The following is a 17,892-nucleotide window of genomic DNA, read 5'->3' on the forward strand; positions in this document are numbered from 1 at the left end:
TCCTGCGGGGTTGCCGCCGTTGCCGTGAGTTCGTCGCCTTGCCGTGCTGAACTGCTGGCCGGGGCTGATGAACAGGACCGTGGAATATATGGAGGGGACCCGTCTGGCGGGGAGCAAGCCGTTTATGCCGCGAAAGCCAGGGCAGCAGACACGGATGGCGGTACAGTCGGCGTTTTGGGCGGCGCACTCATGGCAATGGGAACGACGGCCCGATATGCACTGATTGCGAATGCTGGCCCGTGCGGCGAGCGCCCCTATCGCCCGATGGGCGATCTGATTAAAAGTGGCTTTAATTGCTAGCGACAGCCAACACGCATTACAAGAGCTTGGTCTAACGCTTCTTTCACGACAACCTCCTCCAGGCCCGCACTTGAGCCGCTTGATGAAAGGGTTTTTGCTAAAGATGTTTAGGCGTCACAATCATTCGTGCGGTGCAGCCTCTCCCGAATTTGCTGCTGCATTAGCATATGGACGGTTGAAACTGACACCTTTCGTAGCATTCAAACTGCGGTTGTTGCGCTGCTTAAGCGCCAAGGGATCGCTGCGAATACTGCGATTGCATTGACTGATTTCTGGCTGTCACAGGGAGATTCACCGCGCATGACAATTCTCAGTTGACCTTCAACAAACTCAACTACTCATGCTTACAGTGATGCAACAATGAAGTCGGTGAATCGCCTGCCCTGCTTTATTCCATCGCTCTAGCTCATCAGTATCTCGTTGAACTCCAATACGTTCAAATCGGGGTCTCGGATGAAGCAGACATTACGGCGACCGTGGCCCATCATGACTGGACCTTCGCTGATCCTGATATTTTCACGCCCCAGCCACGCCACCAGTTCGTTCATACTGTCGACAATAAAGGCGGCGTGCGTGTAGCCGGGCCGTTTGATCGGCGCGTCAAGGAGCACATTGCCTTCACTGGCCGGCTCGCCGTTGTAAATCAGGTGAATTCTCAAACCAGTGGGGTGCACGAGGCCACAAGCCTTGACCTGTGGTGCAAACTCGTCGGGGTCGCGGATAAAACCTAGCTTGGCATAAAAGGCTTCCGCTGCAGCGAGGTCAGTTACGCGGATGCCGATGTGATCGAGACGTAGTGTGTCAAAGCGCATGTTTATTCTCCTGCTTGAATAAGATTTATGAATCAAGATGAAAAAGGCTAATTCAGGCCTCTAGTCCGGCCCGCGTTCGCTGAAAAGGGATGAAACCAGGCAGACCTTCGATCTGGCGCAGCCAGGCCCGAATGTGGGGGTAGCCGGATAGATCCACATTTCCCTCAGGCGCCCGTTCGACATAACTGTAAAGTGCAATATCGGCGATACTGGGCTCTTCTGTCCCAGCGATCCAGCGATGGTCCTTCAGCGTCTGCTCAATGATGACGAATGTTGCGTGTGTGCGCCCAATCACCTCATCAGCATTGAAGGTTGCGCCAAATACTGTGATGAGCCGAGCAGCACATGCGCCATAAGCGATCTTTCCTGCTGCGACCGAAAGCCACCGTTGTATATGCGCCTCAATGACTGGATCAGTTGGCAGCCAGTGGGACGGGCCAGCTTTTCTCGCTGCATAGACGAGGATGGCGAGCGAATCCGCGATGATGGTGCCATCATCATCGAGCACTGGAACTTCGCCGAAAGCGTTAAGTGCGAGAAATTCTGGCTGCCGGTGGCTACCAGCCGCCAAATCGACCTCAATCAGTTCGTGGGCAATGCCCGCGACTGAAAGAAAAAGAGCGGCGCGATGCGCGTGACCTGACAGGGAGTAATGGTAGAGCTTCATAGCAATCATCCTTTGTTGAGTTAACATCAGTATGACTGCTGCAAAGCAGGATGATAATCTAGTAATTCTGCACTTCATTATTGCCATTGTGGATGGCAATCTATGCGGGGATGGCTCGACAATGGATCAGTTGCGAACACTTAAAACCTTTATCAGTGTGGCCGAGCACGCAAGCTTTGCTGAGGCGGGGCGGCAGTTAAATATGTCGCCCACTACTGTGTCACGAGCGATTGCGGCACTGGAGGCTGACCTTGGTGTTCAGCTGTTGATGCGAACCACGCGTAGCGTGCGGCTGACCGACGAGGGAGCCGATTTTCTGACGCGATGCCGAGCAGGGATCGCTGAGATTGATGGAGCCTTCACCACTGTCCGAGGCGGTCGCTCAATACCACGCGGCATACTGACTGTGACGGCCCCAGTCATGTTCGGCCGGCTTCATATAATGCCGGTTGTAGTCGAGTTATCGCAGCAGTATCCAGATCTTCAAGTTAGGCTGCTCTTGCTGGATCGGGTCGTGAATTTGGTCGACGAAGGAGTCGACATCGCCATACGAATTGCCGATCTGCCTGACAGTTCGCTCCACATGTTGCGGCTGGGCGAAGTACGCCGCATATTTAGTGCAAGCCCGGCCTATTTAGCGGCGCGTAGCAGGCCTACGTCTCTGGCCGATCTTCGTGATCACGATATGATCTGGGGGGAGGACGAGTACGGACCGCATCGCGGCTGGGGGTTAAACGGTGTCAAGTGGCCCAGCCGTCAGGTGCGTTTGTCGGTCAACAACATGGACGCGGCCATTTCTGCTGCGGTCTCGGGGCTAGGGGTAGTGCGGACGCTGTCTTATCAAATTGCCGGTGAGGTCGCAACGGGACGGCTTGAGCACCTGTTTGCCGATGACGCCGCACCGGTGCTGCCCATTTCGCTGCTATTTCAAAGCGGTCGAAAGAGTCACCCAAACGTTCGTGCGTTTATTGAAGTCGCAAAACGCCATTTGCGAGAGTCATCGCTGCAGACGGTGTAGTTACATTCCCTGGAGCACGAGTTTCAAACTACGAAAACGTGCATGTGTTTTCAGGCTCTACCCATACAATCAGACCGCTGAAGTTTCATACACCGGATAATCTGTATAGCCCACATGATCTCCGCCGTAGAAGGTGCTGGGATCGGGAATGGTCATTGGCCAATCATTTTTCAGGCGTTCGACCAGGTCAGGATTAGAAATGAAGGGGCGACCGAACGCGACCAGATCCGTGAGGCCTTCACGGACGTCCCACTGAGCCGCTTCCTTCGTGTACAAACCAGCCAAAATCAAAGTCCCGGCATACGCTTCTCTGAATCGCCTCAAAAATGCGTTCCCCTCCTCGTTTGCAGTCAACGTATCGCGATTGCTGATATGTACATATGCCAGACTCCGCTTGGAGAGTTTATGCGCAAGCGCGATCCACGTCTCTTCCTCACCTTCGAAAGCAGGCATGTCGAAAGTACGATTGAACGGCGAAATGCGCAGCCCCACCCGCCCAGGACCTACCTGAGCAACCACGGCGTCTACAACCTCCAGAGCCAAACGCAGCCGCCCTCCAATCGTGCCTCCTCCGTATTGGTCATCCCGGTCGTTGATACCTGCATTGATGAATTGCTCAATCAAATAGCCATTGGCACCGTGAACTTCAACCCCATCAAAACCAGCATCAATGGCTTTTGCCGCCGCATTAGCAAAGTCCTGGACAATACTGTTTACCTCGCTGGTCAATAGCGGTCGCGGTCGGCTGACTTGCACAGAGCCAGGGTTACCGTTTTCATCATAAGCGAATGACGTCGTATTCTCAGCCATCTTAGACGTAGGGCCGACAGGTGATACGCCGTTTTCATGCAAGGAAGCATGAGAGATACGGCCGACGTGCCAAAGCTGGCTAAAAATCTTCCCGCCTTGCTCATGCACAGCACACGTCACCTTTTTCCAGCCTCCTGCCTGCTCCTCCATGTAGATACCTGGAGTAAACAAATAGCCAACACCTTGGCGAGACACCTGAGCGCCTTCGGTGACGATCAGACCAGCGCCCGCGCGTTGTGCGTAATACAACGCCGTTTCATCATTAGGAACCGTGTCTGCAGCCCGCGATCGGGTCATGGGCGCCATGACTATACGATTATTTAGCTGCAGCCCCGACAGATGGTAGCCTGTAAAGAGAGTTTTCATTAGTACGAGAACCTTCAAGAGTTGAGGAGATAAGCATCGGTACCTTCGTCGGCTGCGAGGTCTTGAAATCCCCAATGCCGTGCGTTACGACTGAGAGTTCATAGCCGTCGAAGGAAACCGCAAAAACACGTTAGGGAGTCACTTCGAGAAGCAATTTGCCGAAATTCCGCCCGGAATAGAGGTCTTGCAGTGATGAAACAGCGTTCTCAAGCCCCTGTCGTGTATCTTGCCGTGTCGTTAGCTGGCCGCTTTGCATCCACCCGGCGAGGTTTTCCACCGCTTCTGGGAAACGGGCCTGATAATCGTCGAATATAAATCCACGGATAGTGAGGCGTCGCATCATGATGGTCCACCAGAAGCTGGGCTGGGTATCGGTATCCGCGACGTTGTACTCGGAGATGATCCCGCAAAGAGACACGCGACCGAACATCTTCATGCGTTCCATGACGGCGTTTCGAATTGGGCCGCCCACTTGTTCGAAATAAATATCCACGCCTTCGGGTGCCAGATGATCCAGCGCTTCGCCGACGTTCACGGATTTGTAGTCGATGCAGGCATCAAAGCCCAGCTGCTCGGTGACGAATGTACATTTCTCCGGCCCCCCGGCAATGCCGATCACCCGGCAGCCTTTGAGCTTGCCGAGTTGGCCAACGATCTGACCCACGCCACCGGCTGCCGCCGAAACAACCAGGGTTTCCCCTGGCTGGGGGCGAGTGATGTCGAGAAGACCAAAGTAAGCGGTGGGTCCTACGAGACTGAATGTCCCGAACGTAGCCGCCAGACTAAGTCCCGGGAAGCTGGGAAGCTCCGTAAGGCCGGTGCCGTCACTGACGATATAGTCAGCCCATTCGCCAGCGCCACTCAGAACCGTGCCTTCCACCACCCCTTCCTTGTTGCTTTTTTCCACGATCCCTACCACGAGGCCGCGCATCGGAGCACCAAGCTCGACGGGTGGTAGGAACTGCTCCCGATCGTCGATGAAAACTCGTTGTGCCGGATCGAGTGACAGATAGCGGACGCGAAGCAAAAACTGCCCCTCGCTGAGTTCAGGGATCGGCTCGGAGCCAAATCGAAAGTCGTCAGCAACGATTAAACCGGCTGGACGGCGTGCCAGACGCCAGACATGACGTGTCGACATGATGAATACCTCGATAATTTGTCGTAATGATTGTGGGGGGGCAAGAGCGCGGCGACGGCTGGCCAATCACCAAAGTTGACGGCAGCCGTGCCCAGCGCAGGGAGGAAATATCGCTGTGATCTTTCTACGGCAGCTTAGCGATTATCTTGATTTCGAAATCAAATCCAGACAGCCACGTGACACCCACTGCGGTCAAGGTCGGATATGGTGCTTCGCCCCAATACTCGGGCACCACTTGCCAAATTTCCTCAAACGTCGATTGCGGGTCGATCATAAAAACCGTGACATCGACCACATCGTCGAAACTGCATCCGGCGGCCACCAGAATGGCGTTCAGGTTTTCAAAAGCCTGTCGTACCTGCTCTTTCAATCCTTGTCGCGGCGAGCCGTCTTCGAGGCTGCCAACTTGGCCGGAGACAAACACAAAACCATTAGACTTGATTGCAGGCGAGTAGCGGTGCCTTTCATAAAGGGCCTGGCGTCCAGGTGGGAAAACAACGTTGCGTGTTGTCATTGAGCTGATTCCTTCTTTATTGGGTCGATTCCGACCGGGTGCATGGTGATAAATCATTCTAATGACAGGGGTTTGGCTGATAAACTGGCAAACACACACAACACTGTTTGCGAAACCCAAACAATGCCAGAGTCGCGGGAGCACAAATAGACCGTTTCGATGACATACAGGCCTTTGCCTTGGTCGTGGAAACTGACAGTTGCACCAACGCGACGGAAACCCTGCACCTGAGCAGAACAACCGTAACGCGACTGGAGGCGCGTCTGCACTTCAAGATGCTGAATCGCGCTACACGCATCAGTCAGGCGCCAGGCTCTATCAGTTGACCCGCCGCCTTGGCAGCTTGTAGTTCGGCCACGACTTGAGCACGAGTCACGCTGCTGGTCTGGTTGCGAACGGGTGGGTAGTCAGACTCGCCGACACTCAGCTGTCCAGTCGCTTGAGCAGTCTGCAGTTCAGCTATAACTTGGGCACGTGTCAGCGAACTGGTGTGCTGGATGGCAAGCGGATAGTCAGACTCGCCGACACTCAGTTGTCCAGCCGCTTGAGCGGCGTGCAGCTCAGCTATAACTTGGGCACGTGTAAATGTGTGCGTTTCGTTATCTTGTGCGAAAGCGGCGGGGCCGACCATAGTTGCAGAGATCAGCAGCAAAGAAGCAATAGTTTTCATGATAGGTTCCAAGAAAGAATGGTAAGGTTTAAGGAGGTCGCAGTATTAGGCGATCAAGGTCGTGCACTGCCGAACGGCAGAATGGGCTGGCTGCGGGAATGAGTCGCCGCCTGGCGAAGCACTGAAGACAGTACAAACGCCCCCCCACTATGGCAAATCGCTGCCGCAAATTATTGGATGGCTATATGGGGTTGGGATGGTTGTGAGACATTCTAATGAGAGGGGTTTGGCTGATAAACTGGCAAACACACGCAACACTGTTTGCGAAACCCAAACAATGCCAGAATCGCGGGAGTACAAATGGACCGTTTCGATGCCATGCAGGCCTTCGCCCGGGTCGTAGAAACCGGCAGTTTCACCAAGGCGGCGGATACCCTGCACCTGAGCAAAACAACCGTCACGCAACTGGTGCAGCAACTGGAGGCGCGTCTGCGCGTCAAGTTGCTGCATCGCACGACACGCAAGGTCAACGTAACGCCTGACGGTGCGGCTTATTACGAACGTGTATTGCGCTTGTTGGCCGATATGGACGATGCCGAAACCAGTCTGTCCTGTGCCGTGGCATCACCTCGAGGCAGGCTACGAGTGGATGTACCCAGTCCGTTTGCCAGCATGATTCTAGTGCCGGCATTGCCGACCTTTCACGCAAAGTACCCTGACATTCAGCTGTATCTTGGTGTCAGCGATCGTGTCGTGGACTTGATTGACGAGAACGTCGATTGCGTCGTACGTGGGGGGGAGATTACTAACCTGTCGCTGGTGGCACGACATGCAGCGGATTTGCCGCTGGCCGTGTATGCCGCACCAAGTTATCTCGCGCAAGCGGGCCGCCCCGATCACCCCAGCGAGTTGGAGTTGCCGCATCATCATATCGTGGGCTTTGCATGGTCGCGCACCCGACGCGTCTTCCCGTGCACCTTGCGTCGTGACGGCGAAAGCATTGACGTGCAGGGTCGGCCCGCTCTGGTGGTCGACGATGGCAACGCCTATATAGCGGCAGGCATAGCGGGAATCGGTGCTCTCTGGATGCCATCTTACATGGCCCAGACGTACGTGGCGCGCGGTGAATTGATTCCGTTATTTTCGGATTGGCAGCTTGACCCGATGCCGATGTACATCGCATTCCCTCAAAACCGGCATATCAGTGCGAAGCTGCGTGTGTTCATCGACTGGCTCGTTGAGTTGATGGCACAGCACGCGCCTGTCGTATCCCGACCTCCACTAGGCATCGGTGCGGACTCCTAGCGCTGGCGTCGCGCATATCCACAGTATGGTCTCGGCATTCGTGTGTCCATATTATTCCCAACAAGTTCATAGCACCAGCGATGAAAAGCATCAAGCGAATAAACGCCTTCCTACTTTACGGGCAGGCTATACGTTGTTTTAGCTTCGCCTTTTCAGCGCGTGCCAATCCGGCCGTTAAGGCAATACACGCAAAAATGGCCACGGCGTAATTGACCGTCAACCAGTCCATCAGCAGCCCAAAGATCGGTGCGCCAGCAGTCTGACCGATAGCAATAGTTAGAAAGCCGATCATCAGGCCCGTGGCGGGTCGATCAGGCAGTGCCAAAACGCCCCAGACCAAATAGACACCGGTGAGCATGATGTAGGCTGCCCCAAAAAAAACACCACCGCAGAGTGTCAGAGCGGCTGTGGTGCCGCCGATGCCGACCAGAAGGATACCCACCGCCATTACCGTCAGAAAGAGCCGATGTACTCGATCAATTCCGAACCGCGCAATGAGAGTCCCTGCGCCTGCACCCGCAATACCCGCCGCCCCAATAGCGATCCAAAGAATCCCCGCGCCTGTGCTGCTCCAGTTGAGCCGAGTCGTGATGAGCTGCCCCCCAAAAGACCAGATTGCAGTGCTAGCAAAGCCCATCAGGAAAGTCGCAAAAATCAGGCGCCAAAGCACACCGGTAAGCGATGGCACCCCGTCGGCACTTTTCCTGGCTCTTATGGTGCCCCTCGGTATGCTGAATGCTGCGACTAATGCTAGGCCAACAGCAACGGCGGCAAAACCGGCGAAAGCAAGGCGCCATTGATCTCCCATCATCAGTGCCACCGGCCCCGAAAACACCACGCCCGCACTTGTCCCTGCATTAATGACCGTGTTGGTGGCGCTCTGTCGGTCCGGCCGAACGGCTACCGCCACAGCAGCTGCCATGGGTGGCGAAACCAGCCCCGTACTTGATCCGGCTAGCATGACCGCTCCTGCAAGCCAGGATGCAGAGGGCGCCATGGCGATACCAGCCATACCTACCGCCGCGACCAGGGCGGCACCAATGGCAACAAAACGAGCACCGATACGTTCTGTCAAATAGGCCGATAAGACAATAGCGATGCAGTAGCCCAGAAAGGCCCCGCCCGAGATCAACCCGCTTAGGGTCGAAGACAAGGACAGCTCAGCGTCAATCTGCGGCAGAAATAACCCCAAGGCGAAGCGAGCAAAGCCGTAGCAAACAGCGATCAGGGCGAAGCCCGTTGCGCCAAGGTACAGACCTGGACTCATAACCATCGCCGTTCAACAAGAGCACCGATCGTGATCTTGTCGATCTTTGAGAAAGCTTTGGCGCACGCAAGCGAGGCGACGGTTGTAGCACCGACCAGCCACTCATAGCCCAGCACGATCGCCGCAGCGTTGGGCGAATGCATATAGGTCGCAACTTCGGGAGCGATTTCATAAACTCCCGAAGAAATGCTGAGATGCGGCACCCGACGACCTTGCGCAAAACGCAGGCCAGCCAATCGTTCGTCAGCGTAGAAGACTGCGACAGCCCCTACCCGACGATCACCGAGACCAAGATCATCGGCACGCGGGTCGATGACTACGCCTTCTGCCTGCCCGATTTCGCTAGCCACTTGGCGGCTTTTGACCAGATCGCGCCCACCGATAAGCAAAGTCACATCGGGGTAAACGGTGCGCAGCGCGCGGGCGCTTAGGCGTCCGATAGCGCCAGTACCGCCCATCAGTAGAATAGGTTCTGAAATTAGTTGAGTCATATATCAAGTCTTCTGTATAAGCGCGACTGAACTAGTGCATCCCATTCAGCCTCTGTTGTATAGGTGTTCAATGAATGATTGCCGTGACGCGAATCTCAAAACGCATCGTCGGCAGGCCCAATGCTTCAACCCCCGACTGCGTCCACACCGGTGCATGGTTCGGCATGTACTGGCGGTACAGCTTGACAATGGTGTCGTTGACGATCGGCGGAAAACCGCCGACATGGTATGTATTGACGTGAATAACGTGATTCCAACTCGCCCCGGCCTTCGTCAGAATGAGCTCGATATTACGGAAGGCGGCCGCAATCTCCTCCTCGATCGCTTCGGGGATTTGCAGGTCATCATTCCAGCCACCCTGACCGGATGTCTCTACCCGGTTCCCGATCTTGACAGCTGTCGAGAAATGCAGGGTTTGGCGGAAAGTCTCACCAAACCCAGGGGTGACGATAAATTCAGGTTTTTCCATTGTGTTTCTCGAAGATAAAAAATATGCCGTGCTCAATGCAACCTAGAGCAGGCGATTGGCCTTCAGGCGAACATCGCGTTCGCTTAGGCGAGAGCGCCCCCGTCAACGGTCAAGGTAGCGCCCGTAATCACGCTCGCGGCCGGACTAGCAAGAAAGACCACGGCATTCGCGATTTCGTGTGGCTCGGCGTAGCGTCCCAACGACGTCAGGCTTCGCTGGAAATCAGCAGCTTCGCCATCCGCCGGATTTGCATCGGTATTGGTCGCACCGGGTTGCACAAGGTTTACGGTGATGCCGCTCGGGCCGAGTTCGCGCGAAAGACCGCGAGTGAAGGAGGTAAGTGCCGCCTTAGACATCGCATAAGTCGTTATGCCCGGGAACGGGACCCGCTCTCCCAGGGCCGAACCGATGGTGATGATGCATCCCCCTCCCGTGAGATGCGGGATAACTGCCTTCGCAAATAGCACTGGGGCTCGCACATTGATGTCCATCACTGCCTGATAGGCGTGCACGTCAAGGTCCGCAATCATCCCGGTGTGACCAATCGCTGCGCTGTTGACGAGGATATCGAGTCCGCCGAGCGTCGAGACGGCTTCGCTCACAGAGCGCGAAATAGCCTCCGGGTCAGCGCTGTCGGCTTGGATGGCAACCGCGCGACGCCCCGCTTTCTCGATTGACTTCGCGACCGCTTCAGCTTTCTCGGCTGAGTACTGATAAGTGAATGCGACGTCGGCCCCGTTCTCTGCCAGAGCCAGCGCAATCGCGGCGCCGATGCCCCGCGAACCCCCAGTTACTAATGCTCGCTTTCCATTTAAATCGATCATTGCTTTTCCTTTCTACAGTGGTTTAGTTAAGTTTAAATACGTACGCGGTTCGTTTACTTAGAGAGTGACGGCGGAAACGGATCATCCGGCAGCGGGGTGAACTCTGCATCGTCGGCATCCGGCAGCTTCATCCTTCCCTCCTTCCAGTCGGATGCCGCCTGGACGAGCCGGTCCTTTGATGAGGACACGAAGTTCCAGTAAATGAATCGCTGACCGACGGGCTCGCCGCCAAGAACCATCACAGCAGAGCTTTCCAAGGCCCGCACGCTTGAGGCGGCCGAACTAAGCACCAGCATCCTGCCGGCCTCGTAACGCGTACCATCGACCTCCACCGCACCGGTCGCGATGTAAAGCGCGCGCTCCTTGTATCCACTCGGAATCTCAGCCGTCGCTCCTAGCGCCATGTCGAGATGGGCATAGAACAGTGGCGAATGCGTTTCAGTGCCAGCAGTCAGGCCATAGGCGCTGCCGGCGATGAGCTGTCCGTTCACGCCGGCGTCGCTCCATTTCGGCAGATCAACTCCGGAATGATGGGAGAAGGATGGGGAGATTTCTTCCAACTCGGTCGGCAGCGCCACCCATGCCTGGATGCCGTGCAGGTGATCGCCCTGCACCCGTGCGCGCTCAAACCGTTCGCTATGCGTGATGCCGCTGCCCGCGGTCATCCAGTTCACTTCCTGTGGCCGGATCACCTGCTCGTAGCCGAGACTGTCGCGATGCATTATCTCGCCAGCAAACAAGTAGGTCACCGTTGCAAGACCGATGTGCGGATGCGGCCGGATGTCAACGCTCCGATCAAGGCCTGGCGCGAGATCCAGCGGTCCTATATGATCGAAGAAGATGAAGGGTCCAACCATGCGCTGCTTTGCAAACGGCAGCACGCGACCAACTTCAAAGCTGCCGCCGAGGTCGCGACGCCGCTGCTCGATAATCATTTCAATCATGTCATGTCTCCTGCTTGCTTGCCGGCCGAACCATCAGTGCGACCTCAGTGTCCAGACTCAGCGGCGCAATGCCTTCAAGCTCGCCCGATGCCGGGCAACCGGAGTTTTGCGTAGGGTTCCAGTTCATATCACTCTCTTTCGTTCTGACAGTATTAAAGTGGTCGCAACAAGTGGCGTACGACGGGCGGTTGATCGCCGATGTGAAACGCATTCAACAGCTCCTGATCGAGTGCATCGCTATGGGTCACCCTCGCATGCTGGCGCTGATGCTCGATCCAGCTTTCGACAATGAATGCCTCGACCACCCGGCCGGGCTCTGCGACGTCCTCCCAGACATCCCAGCGGATCGCACCGTCGCGATAACGAGTCACGCGAAAATCGTGCAAGGCAACGATGAACGCAGCCTGTTGTTCCGGGGCGATTAGATATTCGACCTCGATCAAGACCGGGCCGCGGTCATTGGCAGGCGGAATAGCGACGACAGGCTCGGCCCAATGGTTCGAGGGCGCCAGATCGGTGGTGGAGTCGTTCGGCAACCGCCAAAGCAGCGCCAGCAGGATCGACAGCGTCAGGCCGATGGCCGCGATGATCAGGGCGCCCGAGACGCCCGCGCTGCTGGCCAGAGTTCCCCACAGGATACTGCCGCCGGTCATGGCCCCTTGGAGCACCAGCAGATAGACGGCGAGCGCACGCGCCTTGACCCAGCCAGGCGAAGCCATCTGCGCCGCGACGTTAAGCGAGGTCAGCATGCCGATCCAGGCGAGGCCGGCACCAAACATCACTGCCCCGGCCAGCCACGCATTGGGCGCCAGCGCCAGTGCGAGGGTCGCCGCTGCGAACAGTAGTGTCGCCCAGATCGAGATCGTGTTGGACGCTACCTTTTTACGCAGTTGTTTCAGCAGCAATGCACCGACAATGGCACCAGCGCCCATGCAGCCGAGAAGCCCGCCGTAGCCCGCCGCATCCAGCCCCAGTTCACGGCGTCCCACCAACGGCAGCATCGCCCAAAGCGCACTGCTGAACAGGAAGAAGCCAAGGGTGCGGATCAATACCAGCCGCATCGCTGGAGAACGCCGTGCATAACGATAACCGGCCCGAAGCGCGCCGAAGAAATGTTCGGGCGGCAAGCTGTGCACGGTCGTGGCGCGCTTCCATCTGACAAGCACGAACAGTACCGCCAAAACCGACACGGCGTTCAGCGCGAAGACCGCCGGAATGCCGGCCATCGCCACGATCACCCCCCCAAGGGCCGGACCGATGGCGCGCGAGATATTGACGCCCAGACTATTGAGCGCCACCGCATCGGGTAAGCCTGCCTTGTCGACCAGTTCGGGGACGATGGCCTGAAACACCGGCGCACTGAGCGCCGCCGCCACGCCGAGAACACAGGTGGCGCCAAGCAGCACCCACGGGGTGGTCAGTCCTTTAAGGGTCAGGAAGGCCAGAGCCGCTGCAGCGGCAAGGCCTAGGATCTGCGCGCCCAGCAGCATCTTTCGGCGATCGACAATGTCGGCCAGCGCGCCCGCTGGCAGAGCTAGCAAGAACATCGGCAGGGTCATGGAGGCCTGGACCAAAGCCACCAGCAGTGGGTTCGGCGACAGCGAGGTCATCAGCCATCCCGCACCAACATCATGCATCCAGGTGCCGACATTGGAAATGATCGTGGCGATCCACAGTGCCCGAAAGACCGGGAAGCTAAGCGGGCCCTTCGCCGGAGCGGGTATATCAATGGTGGTCATTTCGGCTCCTGTCGGACGGCAAACGGAATTGATCGGTATCTTGCAAACATGGTCATATCCCTCCACACGCCCCAGCATCCGCAGCCGAAGGCGTCCCAGAATGTCCGGGCGTTGATGATGATTAAATTTTTCCGCAACATGCGGCTCTCCTTGACGGGTGTAGGGGATGGCGACTTCAGGCTGCTTTTGTCACAGGCTAACGGACGAGTTGCGAGTGAGATCCAGCCAAGCGACAAGCAGGAATCCCCCTGTGAGACCGAGATGTTCGAAGAAGGCATTCGCCTCTGCGTGCCTAGCTTCCCCTGCTGGCCGCTCCCAGAACCGTAGCGCGATCAGGGTAGATAGAAAAGTAAATCCGGCCAATGTCAGCGCGCCCAGCCAACGCAGAAAGCCCGTCATCACCATCGCAGAGGCAACCAGTTCCAGCACTATCACCAGGACCGCGAACAGTACAGGCGGAGACAGACGGAAGTGGGCCATTTCGGCGACGGCACCAGGGAAATCGGTCAGTTTGACCAATCCGCCCTGGATATAAGCTGCGCAGAGCCCCAAATGCGCGATGAAGAACATCACGATCGAGAGCACCCCATCTGGTTCAATTCTGAATGACATCTGACCACTCCGGATGCTTCAGTGACTGCGCCTTGACGTAAGGACAGAGTGGCACGATGCGGTACGCCTTGGCGCGAGCATCCGCAATCAGGGCTTGGACGAGCGCCGATGCGGCGCCGATTCCGCGAAGCGTATCGGGAACAAAGGTGCCATCGGCGATGATCAGCACATCGGACACCTTGGAAATAGTCAGCTCGCCCTCGTCGGCAACATCATTGATTCGAGCGACAAAGCGGCCCTTATGGCCTTTATCCTCGTACGAAATCTGAACCGCAGGTTTCTCGGTCATTTGAACCTCCGTAAACGTGAATGGGTAAGGTGACGGTGCTTCGATCGGCACACGCTACCGCCTGACAGACTAAGACGCAGGATCTGGCCTTATTGGACATAGGAAACCTCTCTTTTTTACTGACTTCTAAGCACTGTCAAACGGTGTCAGACGACGCGCTTCAGAATATGCGCGAACTCCCTCTTTTCGACGTTGCGGTCGCCATTCTTGTGAAAGTGCTGGATGTGCGGGCCATGTTCATGATGCCTAGTTTGTGTCTCGATGGATGCCCACTCCTCTACGAGGACGAAGCGTCCAGGCTCATTCTGATCTTCAAACAGGTCATAACGAATATTGCCGCTCTCTTTGCGCGACGGCTCGACAAGCGCGGACAGGTCACGACGCAATTCGTCCTCCTTGTCTGCCTTGGCCTTCAAACCGACAGCAATGAATAGTTCATTCATTCATTTTCCTCCTCACAGGATGCTTGGGGGTGGTCGAAGGTGCGACAACGACCACCAGCAAAGGTCAGACGTTCGCTAACCTCTTACCCGATTTCTAGGCTGTTTTTTCGACGTTGAAACCGTCGAAGTTATCGAAAACGCCCATGAACCCTGGGACGGTCGCCTTGCGTGACCAGTCGCGCTGAAGCTCGCAGTACATCTGTACCCTGCTGATAAGCTTCACGCCCGCCTGTTCCATGCGGCGCAGCGCCGCATCGTGTGCGGCCAAGGAGGTGCCGCCGACCGCATCGACCGGTACATAGACCTCATAGCCTTCCTGGATCGCGTCGAGCGCAGGAAAGGTCAAGCACGCCTCGGTCCAAAGCGCGGTCATGATCAGCTTGCTACGGCCCATCGCCTTGACGGCCTCCTTGAACGCTGTGTCCTCCCAGCTGTTGATCGAGGTGCGATCGTAGGTTGGCAGGTGACCGAGCACGTCTTGCAATTCTGCGATCGGCGGTTTATTGAGTCCCGTCGCGATATTGACGGTTGAGTGGACGATCGGCAGGTTGTAATTCACTGCTGCCTTTGCGGTACTAACGATGTTGAACACCAGTTCTTCGCGCGGCATCGAGCGAATCGACGAGACCTGAATAGGCTGGTAGTCGATGATGATGAACGCCGAATTCTCGGGCGTCAATAGTTGGTCGGTCTGGGGATTTCGGATCATTTCGCTTGTCATAATATTCTCTGCTCTTGGTTGGTCATGTTGAATCATCTATGGATTATTCGTGTTTCGATAGCGGCGGCCACCAATGCTTCGATGTCCGATCGATCATGGCGGTGCTTGAGAGCGGGTACCCGAACGATTCACGACCGTTGGTAGCCTTAATCACGCTATTGCTATAACGGCGGTATCACTATCTCGTAAACGATCATCCGTTGATTGGACAGGATTGCGTTTCTGGAAGATTCATACGGTCAATGTATCGTTGCGCTCGTTCCTTCATTATTGGGCCGATGCCGGCCGTGTGTGTGGTGGTGAAACATTCTAATGACGGGCGTTTAGCTGATAAACAGGCAACCACACACAACACTGTTTGTGGAACCCAAACAATGCCAGAGTTGCGGGGGAGCGTAGATGGTTGCGCCTGTTGGCCGACATGGACGATGCCGAAACCAGTCTGTCCTGTGTCCTGGCGCCGCCCCCGGGGCCAGCTACGGGTGGATGTGTCCAGTCTCTCCTAGACCATAAATTTTCCAACTAAGCCGACTGCGTCTCGTATCAATCGCGAGCTGCCATCTCATGTGGCACATAGCGTATAGCTCTGCTGCTGGTAACCGCACGAACCTTCCATAAAAGCAGGTCCGTCCAATAAATGGATGGCCGTTTACGAGATAGTGATACCACCATGGTCGATCTGATACCGATGCAATGGAGGCAGTCACTATCGACAGACAACATAGCCGGCGGTGTCGGCAGATGAAACAGAGGATAAAGAAATGACCCAAAAACTTGATACAAAACTGATGCAAACACGCTACGGGTTTCAACAGGTTGGTGGCGTCGAAGTTTTCTACCGCGAAGCAGGGCCGAGCGATGCGCCGGTAATCCTGCTGTTGCACGGCTTCCCGAGTGCCAGCCATATGTTCCGCGACTTGATTCCTCTGCTGGCTGACCGTTTTCGGCTCATCGCACCTGACTTACCTGGCTTCGGACAAACCAAGGCGCCGCCGCGCGGAACGTTTGACTACACGTTCGACAGCTTGGCCGATGTGATCGAAGGTTTCACCGATGCTATGTCGCTCGATCGATATGCCCTCTACATCTTTGACTATGGTGCGCCGGTGGGGCTGCGTCTGGCGATGCGTCATCCCGAGCGGGTGTCGGCCATTATTTCGCAAAATGGCAACGCCTACGTCGAGGGTTTTAGTGACGAATGGGGACCATGGAAAGCCTACTGGCGCGACCCAAGCTCAGCGAACCGAGAAGCCTGCCGACCGTCGCTCGCACCGGACACGATCCGCAACTGGCAGTATGGCACCGGAACGGATCCGCAGCACCTGTCGCCCGATGGTTACGAACTAGACATCTCTTACATGGCGCGCCCGGGTGCGGAGGACATCCAGCTCGATCTGATCCTGGACTATCGTAGTAATGTCGAACTCTACCCTTCCTTCCAGTCATATTTTCGTGATCATCGACCACGGCTTCTTGCTGTGTGGGGACGTCATGATCCAGCGTTTGTGCCTGCCGGAGCTCATGCTTATCAGCGAGATCTTCCGGATGCACAGATTCATCTGCTGAACACCGGGCATTTCGCACTAGAGACGCATGCAGAAGAGATCGCCACGTTGATCCGCGCCTTCTTCGACAGCGACCAAGTTTAGGTCCTGCAGTAGTGTTCTAGAGCCCCACTGCTGAATGAACGACGTCATGAAGCTACTTGAGATGCCGAGAATAATGATCAGCTCCTCTAATCTGACTTTTTTGCGCCGATAGGCGTCGACGTTGCCTGTCTTCTTGCGACTCACGGACTGCAATTACCTCGGTGAAAGAGACAACTTTCACCGAGACTTTGGACGTTTGGTTGAAGGAAAAATAAAAAACCTTCTCTGCAAAGCCTCTTGCTGAGAGCGGTTCGGTCCAAGCTTCGGGCGTAATAATGCAGTCCAAACCTCTGGGCTTATATGCACAAGGTCTCCGCCATTGCGATCAAGGGCGTAATTCCGACTCCACCTGTGATAAAAACTGTATGTCGCGCTTTTACTAGCTGAAATAATTTACATGAACCACTGAATAGCGGTAGTTTTTGGATGCCCCTACTCCGTTAACACCAAAGCGCAGGATTTTTGCTCTAAAGCGCTGTGGTGAAAAGTGGTTTCCACAACTCGATGTGGCGAGTAATCAAGGCCACGATTGCCTCGGACTGGTGCCTGGACGCCAACTTGATCACTTCGTAGTGCTCATCCACCGAGGCACGCTGGCGTTCCCGCCCCTCCTCAGAATTAACTCCATAAAGCAGCATGTTCGCACGCAAGTGCATAATCATCCGTGTAAGCAACGGATTGTCAGCGCGCGCGATCAAGGATCCATGGAAACGGCGATCAGATTCGATATACTGCCCTACATCTTCATCTTTCACGGCCTGCGCGACCTCATCAGCCAGCACCACAAGCGGTGTTGTATCGGTCAGCTCGCCCGCACCTGAACCGCAGGCCTCTCGGTCATTTCAGCCTCCGTAAACGCGAATGGGTAAGCCGTTCGAGTTTGCTTGACTAGGGAGTCTCTCTT

At 56.0% G+C, this 17,892-nt stretch carries 23 protein-coding genes; 4 read left to right on the forward strand and 19 right to left on the reverse strand.

Features of this window, described 5'->3' with window-relative positions; genetic code table 11:
- The first annotated feature begins 24 nt into the window (after positions 1–24).
- On the forward strand, positions 25–300 hold the full coding sequence (locus Q1A40_RS04295) for a hypothetical protein (protein ID WP_299998199.1): 276 nt from the start codon (positions 25–27) through the stop codon (positions 298–300).
- A 401-nt stretch (positions 301–701) separates the two neighbouring features.
- On the opposite strand, the gene Q1A40_RS04300 is transcribed toward Q1A40_RS04295, so the two are convergent.
- Together Q1A40_RS04300 and Q1A40_RS04305 are read right to left on the reverse strand one after the other, a co-directional pair.
- Complete coding sequence (locus tag Q1A40_RS04300; RefSeq protein WP_299998200.1) at positions 702–1,112, reverse strand: VOC family protein; 411 nt, start codon at positions 1,110–1,112, stop codon at positions 702–704.
- Positions 1,113–1,164: 52 nt separating this feature from the next.
- Positions 1,165–1,779: a glutathione S-transferase family protein gene (locus tag Q1A40_RS04305; protein WP_299998201.1), complete on the reverse strand. Its 615-nt coding sequence runs from the start codon at positions 1,777–1,779 to the stop codon at positions 1,165–1,167.
- A 31-nt stretch (positions 1,780–1,810) separates the two neighbouring features.
- On the opposite strand from Q1A40_RS04305, the gene Q1A40_RS04310 reads away from it, so the two are divergent.
- A complete protein-coding gene (locus tag Q1A40_RS04310; RefSeq protein WP_299998202.1) occupies positions 1,811–2,797 on the forward strand; it encodes a LysR family transcriptional regulator in 987 nt (328 codons plus the stop codon).
- A 69-nt stretch (positions 2,798–2,866) separates the two neighbouring features.
- On the opposite strand, the gene Q1A40_RS04315 is transcribed toward Q1A40_RS04310, so the two are convergent.
- From Q1A40_RS04315 to Q1A40_RS04335, 5 genes are all read right to left on the reverse strand, one after another.
- The gene (locus Q1A40_RS04315) at positions 2,867–3,973 is read right to left on the reverse strand and encodes an alkene reductase (protein WP_299998203.1); all 1,107 of its coding nucleotides are present in this window, start codon (positions 3,971–3,973) and stop codon (positions 2,867–2,869) included.
- A gap of 130 nt (positions 3,974–4,103) precedes the next feature.
- Positions 4,104–5,111, reverse strand: a complete 1,008-nt coding sequence (locus Q1A40_RS04320) for an NADP-dependent oxidoreductase (protein WP_299998204.1) — start codon at positions 5,109–5,111, stop codon at positions 4,104–4,106.
- A 124-nt stretch (positions 5,112–5,235) separates the two neighbouring features.
- Entirely contained in the window at positions 5,236–5,625 is a 390-nt protein-coding gene (locus Q1A40_RS04325) for a RidA family protein (RefSeq protein ID WP_299998205.1), read from the reverse strand.
- 53 nt (positions 5,626–5,678) lie between these two features.
- Positions 5,679–5,894: a hypothetical protein gene (locus Q1A40_RS04330; RefSeq protein WP_299998206.1), complete on the reverse strand. Its 216-nt coding sequence runs from the start codon at positions 5,892–5,894 to the stop codon at positions 5,679–5,681.
- Positions 5,895–5,926: 32 nt separating this feature from the next.
- Positions 5,927–6,295, reverse strand: a complete 369-nt coding sequence (locus Q1A40_RS04335) for a DUF4148 domain-containing protein (RefSeq protein WP_299998207.1) — start codon at positions 6,293–6,295, stop codon at positions 5,927–5,929.
- A gap of 300 nt (positions 6,296–6,595) precedes the next feature.
- Between Q1A40_RS04335 and Q1A40_RS04340 the strand changes: the two genes are divergently transcribed.
- Entirely contained in the window at positions 6,596–7,540 is a 945-nt protein-coding gene (locus Q1A40_RS04340; protein ID WP_299998208.1) for a LysR family transcriptional regulator, read from the forward strand.
- Positions 7,541–7,655: 115 nt separating this feature from the next.
- On the opposite strand, the gene Q1A40_RS04345 is transcribed toward Q1A40_RS04340, so the two are convergent.
- From Q1A40_RS04345 to Q1A40_RS04395, 11 genes are all read right to left on the reverse strand, one after another.
- Positions 7,656–8,807: an MFS transporter gene (locus Q1A40_RS04345; RefSeq protein ID WP_299998209.1), complete on the reverse strand. Its 1,152-nt coding sequence runs from the start codon at positions 8,805–8,807 to the stop codon at positions 7,656–7,658.
- Positions 8,804–9,298, reverse strand: a complete 495-nt coding sequence (locus Q1A40_RS04350; RefSeq protein ID WP_299998210.1) for a hypothetical protein — start codon at positions 9,296–9,298, stop codon at positions 8,804–8,806. Before Q1A40_RS04350 ends, Q1A40_RS04345 begins: the two co-directional genes overlap by 4 nt.
- Before the next feature lie 67 nt (positions 9,299–9,365).
- Positions 9,366–9,767: a Rid family hydrolase gene (locus Q1A40_RS04355; RefSeq protein WP_299998211.1), complete on the reverse strand. Its 402-nt coding sequence runs from the start codon at positions 9,765–9,767 to the stop codon at positions 9,366–9,368.
- 83 nt (positions 9,768–9,850) lie between these two features.
- Positions 9,851–10,591 carry an SDR family oxidoreductase gene (locus Q1A40_RS04360; RefSeq protein ID WP_299998212.1) on the reverse strand — a complete coding sequence of 247 codons (741 nt, stop codon included), beginning with the start codon at positions 10,589–10,591 and terminating at the stop codon, positions 9,851–9,853.
- 53 nt (positions 10,592–10,644) lie between these two features.
- Positions 10,645–11,535, reverse strand: coding sequence for a pirin family protein (locus Q1A40_RS04365; protein WP_299998213.1), 891 nt, complete (start codon positions 11,533–11,535; stop codon positions 10,645–10,647).
- A gap of 1 nt (position 11,536) precedes the next feature.
- A complete protein-coding gene (locus Q1A40_RS04370; RefSeq protein WP_299998214.1) occupies positions 11,537–11,662 on the reverse strand; it encodes a hypothetical protein in 126 nt (41 codons plus the stop codon).
- A 25-nt stretch (positions 11,663–11,687) separates the two neighbouring features.
- Positions 11,688–13,274, reverse strand: coding sequence for an MFS transporter (locus Q1A40_RS04375; protein WP_299998215.1), 1,587 nt, complete (start codon positions 13,272–13,274; stop codon positions 11,688–11,690).
- A 189-nt stretch (positions 13,275–13,463) separates the two neighbouring features.
- Complete coding sequence (locus Q1A40_RS04380) at positions 13,464–13,886, reverse strand: DoxX family protein (protein ID WP_049790267.1); 423 nt, start codon at positions 13,884–13,886, stop codon at positions 13,464–13,466.
- Positions 13,870–14,175, reverse strand: coding sequence for a GNAT family N-acetyltransferase (locus Q1A40_RS04385; protein ID WP_013741959.1), 306 nt, complete (start codon positions 14,173–14,175; stop codon positions 13,870–13,872). The genes Q1A40_RS04380 and Q1A40_RS04385 overlap by 17 nt, the downstream gene beginning before the upstream one ends.
- Positions 14,176–14,321: 146 nt before the next feature.
- Entirely contained in the window at positions 14,322–14,618 is a 297-nt protein-coding gene (locus Q1A40_RS04390) for a putative quinol monooxygenase (protein WP_299998216.1), read from the reverse strand.
- Between the two features lie 94 nt (positions 14,619–14,712).
- Positions 14,713–15,339: a hydrolase gene (locus tag Q1A40_RS04395; RefSeq protein WP_299998217.1), complete on the reverse strand. Its 627-nt coding sequence runs from the start codon at positions 15,337–15,339 to the stop codon at positions 14,713–14,715.
- 761 nt (positions 15,340–16,100) lie between these two features.
- Here Q1A40_RS04395 and Q1A40_RS04400 point away from each other — a divergent pair.
- On the forward strand, positions 16,101–16,988 hold the full coding sequence (locus tag Q1A40_RS04400) for an alpha/beta fold hydrolase (RefSeq protein WP_299998218.1): 888 nt from the start codon (positions 16,101–16,103) through the stop codon (positions 16,986–16,988).
- A gap of 467 nt (positions 16,989–17,455) precedes the next feature.
- Here Q1A40_RS04400 and Q1A40_RS04405 read toward each other — a convergent pair whose 3' ends face one another.
- Positions 17,456–17,773 (reverse strand): FCD domain-containing protein, encoded by a 318-nt coding sequence (locus Q1A40_RS04405; RefSeq protein ID WP_367275727.1) that lies wholly within the window; start codon positions 17,771–17,773, stop codon positions 17,456–17,458.
- Between the last annotated feature and the right edge of the window lie 119 nt (positions 17,774–17,892).

This window comes from uncultured Cedecea sp., from assembly GCF_947498825.1.
Classification (GTDB): Bacteria; Pseudomonadota; Gammaproteobacteria; order Enterobacterales; family Enterobacteriaceae; genus JGM124.